The following is a 5,373-nucleotide window of genomic DNA, read 5'->3' as shown; positions in this document are numbered from 1 at the left end:
TTAAAGCAACTTCTATTGGTGGTTTTTTAACGAAACTTAAGCTTTTTATTCTAACTTATAGTTTCGACTGTTTTTTGAAACTGGATAAAGATAAACAAATTTTACTTTTTAACTAGCAATTTGGGTTAACTTTAGTATACTTTGGAAGTTTACCATGCTTTTCTTTATATTTTTTATGTAAATACTCTTCTACGCTGTTTGGCCAATCAGTAACTGCCCATTTTACTTTTAAGTTATTAAAAATTACTCCGTCTTTTAGCATTCTTTTTCTTGTGGAGTGAGGAGTTTTGCCTTTAACAAGACCCTGTTTAACTCTCATTCTTAAATTTGACGCTCTTCCTATATGCAAAACTTCTCCGTCTTTACCTATTACTTCATAAACACCTGTTCATTTGGTACTTTTATCCCGCCACTTCTTGCATTTTTTAAAAGTTCATTAAAAGAATAACAATCGCTCCATTCAAGCTCAATTACAGGTAAATAAATTTTTCGCTTCATTGTTAACTTTTAGCACCGGTCGTTATAAGATAAATAAAAATAAAAAAGAGAGAATTAAACTCCGGCTTCCTCTCTTCTTTGAAGATAGTCCCAATATTCATCAACATTTTTTTGCCACTCTTCAATAATCCATTTATTTTCAGGTTTAAATAAATGAGCAAATCTCCCCTGTCTTCCAAGGTATTCCTCAATAGGAATTTTCTGCTTTGGTCTGTAAGTAATAGTAAGTTTATGCCCGTCTTCAATCTCATATAAAGGAAAAGCACATGTTTCAACCGCTAAATCAGCAATTTCGGTTGTTTCTTCCGGTTTAAATTTCCACTCAGTCGTACAAGGGCTTAAAGCGTTTATAAATGTAGGTCCTACCGTACTGATTGCTTTTGCAGCTTTTGTCGCCAAATCTTTCCAGTGTTTTGTGCTTGGAATTGCAGTTGCAACGTATGGACATCCATGGGCTGCCATAATCATAGTCAGGTCTTTTTTCTTTTGTTTTTCACCATAACTAACTCTTCCTCTTGGAGTTGTAGAAGTATGAGCCCCTATTGGAGTAGCAGAACTTCTTTGACCTCCTGTGTTTGCGTAGTTTTCATTATCAAGACAAACATATAAAAAGTCATGACCTCTCTCAGCAGCTCCGCTTAGTGATTGAAAACCGATATCATAAGTTCCTCCATCACCGCCAAAAGCTACGAATTTAACACTTTTATCTTCATTATAAAGTCTGTTTTTTTTGCTAAGGGCTTTATACATAGCTTCCGCTCCGGAAATTACGGCTCCCGCGTTTTCAAATCCGACATGAATCCATGAAACGTCCCATGAAGTATAAGGATAAATCGCACTACATACTTCCAGACATCCTGTAGCAGAAGAAACAACCAAATCATCATCCGTTGCGTTTACAACTTCCCTAACTATCATAGAATGGGCACATCCGGGACATAATCTGTGCCCCCCTTGAAATCTATCAGGAGTACAGGCAAATTCTTTTAAATTCGTAATCTTTTTCATAAAAACTCCTTAATTAAATGAAAGTTTCGGACCTCTTAGGTTTATGAAACCTTGAAGAGGAGTAACTCTTTTTCCAGCTTTTGCGTTTTTATCAGTTTCTTTAATCACTTCCAAAATATGTTCAACAGTAGTATCTCTTCCACCAAGACCGTAAATATAATTAGTCATAATGGCACTTTGTCCGTTTGCCGCTAGAGCTCCTGATACTTCATTATATAAAGCTCCCATAGCTCCCATTGGAGCACTTCTGTCAAGTGCCGCTACAGCTTTTACATTTTTTAATTTCTCAGCCACCTGATTATAAGGAAACGGTCTAAATACTCTTGGCATTAATAGACCTACTTTAATACCTTCCTCTCTTGCCTTATCTACGGCAAGCATTGCCGTTTCATAAGCACTTCCCATCAAAACAAGAGCAATATCCGCATCATCAAGTTTATAAGTTTCTACTAAATTATAATTTCTTCCTGTTAACTCGGCAAATTTATTGAATACTTCTTCAATAACTTCAGGAGAATCCATTAAAGCTTTATGTTGATTTGCCTTATGTTCAAAATGCCACTCTTCTTCTGTTTGAGCTCCGTATGTTACAGGGTTTTTCGTATCAAGCATAGGATTTAAAGCTTTATATTCACCTATAAAATTATATGCTTCCTCATCCTGAAGAGGTTCTACCACCTGAGCGGTATGTGAAACCAAAAATCCGTCTTGATTTGTTGTAACAGGAAGTCTTACTCTCTCATCTTCCGCTATTTTAAAAGCACAAAGAGTCATATCATATGCTTCTTGAGGATTATTTGCTATTAAATGAATCCATCCCGCATCCCTTCCTAAATAAAGGTCTGCGTGGTCTCCGTGAATATTTAGAGGAGATGCAAGAGCTCTGTTTACGACAGTCATAACAATCGGAAGTCTCATTCCACTTGCCTGATATAAAACTTCCACCATTAACGCATAACCTTGACTTGAAGTAGCGGTAGCAACTCTACCACCGGCAGCAGCCGCACCAACACAGGCACTCATAGCTGAGTGTTCTGATTCAACCATAACGAATTCACCGTCTACATACCCGTCAGCCAAAAACTGAGCGTAATTCTGAACAATAGGAGTTGAAGGTGTAATAGGATAAGCAGCTACAACATCCACTTGAGCTTGTCTTAAGGCGTGAGCCGCCGCCGTGTTTCCATCCCATACTTCTTTATTTTTTAATTCATATTTTTGTGCCATACTCTTTCCTTTAATCTTTTTTAGGCCATTGTTTTAATGCTTCTTCATTATCAACGTACTCAGGGAACATTAAAAGAGATTTTATAGGCGTAGGACAAACATCCACGCAAACTCCGCATCCTTTACAAAGATTATAATTAATACCTACAATTTTAGCCTGTTTTTTTCCTCTTTTATTAACCACTTCTTCTACAAGAAAACAACTGTCAGGACAACTTACCCAACAAAAGTCACAATCTATGCAAAGCTCTCTGTTAAACACCGGTTTTTCAACTCTCCAGTCAGCAACTGTATAGTTATATGAATGAAACTTGCTTCTTTTTTTATGTTCAGGGTCTTCAAATGCCGGAAGAACCGCTCCAAACTGAACTTTATCCCATGTTGTTAACATTTCTTTTGGTGTTGCCATAATTTCTCCTTATTTTACTTCTTCATAAGCACGTTTGATAGCTTTTAAGTTACCTTCGATAATTTTTTTAGGGAATTTTGAAAGAATATCTTCAATAGATACCAAAAAATCCTCAAACGGAATAATTTGACTTATTTTTATAAAAGCCCCAAGCATAGGAGTATTTGGAATAGCTCTTCCTATTTCTTCCTGAGAGATTTTAATAGCATCGATTACATATACTTTTTTACCTTGAAGATGTTTTGCCATTGCAAGCAAATCCTCTTTATCTAAATGAGAAGTTACAATAAAAACAGTATCATCAGTGGTATTGTCTACAATTTCTTCTTGAAAAACCAATGAAGGGTCTATTACCAGTACATAATCCGGTATCATCCATTTTGAATGGTCTAAAATAGGCTTGTCATCTATTTTATCATACGCCGTCATCGGCGCCCCTCTCTTTTCGGCTCCATATACGGAATAAGCCTGAACGTATTTTCCAGTCCTTGCCATAACATCAGCCAATGCTTTTGCTCCAGTAACCGCACCTTGTCCCGCGCGAGAATGCCATCTTATTTGTAGCATATTTATCCTTTTTTTGCATATTTTATCTAAAATAGACTTAAAGTAAACTTAATATAGCATATTTTTTCTCTTATTTATCATTTTTTCGTATTTTTTTATTTCAATGTTACTTTTAGTAATGCTTAACAACCATATTCAATTATCTAATATCTGTAAAATCCCTTTATATATTCAACTGCTTTTAACACATCAGATTTAACAATTTCAGCACATCTTTTCATATTTTTTTCATTTTCATACTCAAATTTAACACCTACATAATTAATACCGGCTTCTTTAGCACTTACCATATCAAGACAGGTATCGCCTATCATCCAAGCGGCTTCTTTTGAGGCTTTCATTTTATGAAGGGCTTTTAATATAGGCTCGGGATGCGGTTTTGGATTTTCAACATCTTCCCTTCCTATTAAAACTTCAAAATAATTCAAAATTCTGAAATGTTCCAATAATTCTTTGGAATATTCACCCGTTTTTGTGGTTACAATTCCAAGTCTTGCAAATGTTGAAGCCTCTTTTAAAGCTTCTTTTGCAAACGGAAGTAAAAATGTTTTTTGTTTGGATATTTTTCTGTAATGTTCTTTATAAGTCATTACAAAATCCCACACATTTTCTTTAACGCCGAGATTTTCAAACATAATATCAAGAGGAAGACCTATAAGTTTTTTAACTTCTTTATCCCCGGGATAATTTTTACCGAACTTTTCAAAAGTAACCCTAAATCCTTCCAAAATAGCCTCGGTCGAATCTATAAGAGTGCCGTCCAAATCAAAAAGAATAACTCTCACACCATTTCCTTACCTCTTTTTTAATTTCAAAAATATCGTCTATCTCTTTTATTTTAATATTTTCGAATTTTTTAACGGCATCTAAAATTAAACGGCTTATATCCCAAAAACTTATTTTCTCTTTTAAAAACAGATTTATGGCATATTCGTTTGCCGTATTTACCACAACCCCCAAATCACTTTTATTAATAAGAAGATTTTTGATTTCCCATACCGGATAACGGACTTTTTCTATTTTTCTAAACTCAAGTTTTCCAATACTTAACAAATCCACAGGTTCTAAAATTTCTTCTTTTATTTCTTTAAGAATAGCAAAGGCAATAGGCAGTTTCATATCCGTTTTACTGATATGAGCCGTCGTAGAACCGTCTTTCCATTCAACAAAGGCATGAATTATGGATTTTGTCTCTATAAAAGCATCAACATTCGTAGTATTAAAAAGCCATTTCGATTCAAGAAGCTCAAAAAGCTTATTAACCATTGTAGCGGAATCAATGGTAATCTTTACCCCCATCGACCAGTTCGGGTGTTTTAAGACGTCTTTTAACGTAGCGTTTTTTATTTTTTCAATCTTCCAATCCCTAAGCGCCCCTCCGCTTGCCGTTATGTATAATTTATTAAATTTGTATTTTCCATTCAACAGATACCAAAGACCGAAATGTTCACTGTCAATAGGCGTAATTTTTGAAGTATCTATAAATTTTCCGGCATTTACCAATGATTCTTTATTGGCAAGGGCTATTTTTTTACCACATTCCTGGGCTTTTAGGGTAGGCTTAAGCCCAGCGTCACCCACTAGAGCATTTACCACCAATTCACTTTTAGATTTTTCTATAACTTCAAGAATGGCTTCCTCTCCATATTTTACGTTTTTAAAAT

Annotated in this window: 8 protein-coding genes and 1 pseudogene; 1 reads left to right on the top strand and 8 read right to left on the bottom strand. The window is 35.1% G+C overall.

Annotated elements, in window-relative coordinates:
* Nucleotides 1-116 (top strand): annotated as a pseudogene (locus ACXJH6_RS07000) (IS982-like element ISSude1 family transposase); the annotation flags it as partial.
* On the opposite strand, the gene ACXJH6_RS06995 reads toward ACXJH6_RS07000, so the two are convergent.
* The 8 genes from ACXJH6_RS06995 to ACXJH6_RS06960 form a co-directional block, all read right to left on the bottom strand.
* On the bottom strand, nucleotides 113-349 hold the full coding sequence (locus ACXJH6_RS06995; RefSeq protein WP_456471041.1) for a hypothetical protein: 237 nt from the start codon (nucleotides 347-349) through the stop codon (nucleotides 113-115). The pseudogene ACXJH6_RS07000 and the gene ACXJH6_RS06995 sit on opposite strands and share 4 nt — an antisense overlap.
* Before the next feature lie 20 nt (nucleotides 350-369).
* Nucleotides 370-498: a hypothetical protein gene (locus ACXJH6_RS06990; protein WP_456471040.1), complete on the bottom strand. Its 129-nt coding sequence runs from the start codon at nucleotides 496-498 to the stop codon at nucleotides 370-372.
* Nucleotides 499-552: 54 nt separating this feature from the next.
* Nucleotides 553-1,506 carry a thiamine pyrophosphate-dependent enzyme gene (locus tag ACXJH6_RS06985; protein WP_456471039.1) on the bottom strand — a complete coding sequence of 318 codons (954 nt, stop codon included), beginning with the start codon at nucleotides 1,504-1,506 and terminating at the stop codon, nucleotides 553-555.
* 9 nt (nucleotides 1,507-1,515) lie between these two features.
* Nucleotides 1,516-2,733, bottom strand: a complete 1,218-nt coding sequence (locus tag ACXJH6_RS06980; RefSeq protein ID WP_456471038.1) for a 2-oxoacid:ferredoxin oxidoreductase subunit alpha — start codon at nucleotides 2,731-2,733, stop codon at nucleotides 1,516-1,518.
* Nucleotides 2,734-2,743: 10 nt separating this feature from the next.
* Complete coding sequence (locus ACXJH6_RS06975; RefSeq protein WP_456471037.1) at nucleotides 2,744-3,142, bottom strand: 4Fe-4S dicluster domain-containing protein; 399 nt, start codon at nucleotides 3,140-3,142, stop codon at nucleotides 2,744-2,746.
* Between the two features lie 9 nt (nucleotides 3,143-3,151).
* Complete coding sequence (locus ACXJH6_RS06970) at nucleotides 3,152-3,709, bottom strand: pyruvate flavodoxin oxidoreductase subunit gamma (RefSeq protein ID WP_456471036.1); 558 nt, start codon at nucleotides 3,707-3,709, stop codon at nucleotides 3,152-3,154.
* A 143-nt stretch (nucleotides 3,710-3,852) separates the two neighbouring features.
* Nucleotides 3,853-4,494 (bottom strand): HAD family hydrolase, encoded by a 642-nt coding sequence (locus tag ACXJH6_RS06965; RefSeq protein ID WP_456471035.1) that lies wholly within the window; start codon nucleotides 4,492-4,494, stop codon nucleotides 3,853-3,855.
* Nucleotides 4,475-5,373: 1-deoxy-D-xylulose-5-phosphate reductoisomerase (locus ACXJH6_RS06960; protein ID WP_456471034.1), on the bottom strand; the 899-nt coding region annotated here is incomplete at its 5' end. The genes ACXJH6_RS06960 and ACXJH6_RS06965, both read right to left, overlap by 20 nt.

It is taken from the genome of Caminibacter sp. (assembly GCF_053999135.1).
This window is presented reverse-complemented; position numbering and strand designations above follow the sequence as displayed.

Bases quoted from the DNA above. Each gene is read 5' to 3' on its own strand.
- ACXJH6_RS06970 (WP_456471036.1), bottom strand. From the start codon at position 3,709: ATGCTACAAATAAGATGGCATTCTCGCGCGGGACAAGGTGCGGTTACT.
- ACXJH6_RS06980 (WP_456471038.1), bottom strand. From the start codon at position 2,733: ATGGCACAAAAATATGAATTAAAAAATAAAGAAGTATGGGATGGAAAC.
- ACXJH6_RS06990 (WP_456471040.1), bottom strand. From the start codon at position 498: ATGAAGCGAAAAATTTATTTACCTGTAATTGAGCTTGAATGGAGCGAT.
- ACXJH6_RS06985 (WP_456471039.1), bottom strand. From the start codon at position 1,506: ATGAAAAAGATTACGAATTTAAAAGAATTTGCCTGTACTCCTGATAGA.
- ACXJH6_RS06975 (WP_456471037.1), bottom strand. From the start codon at position 3,142: ATGGCAACACCAAAAGAAATGTTAACAACATGGGATAAAGTTCAGTTT.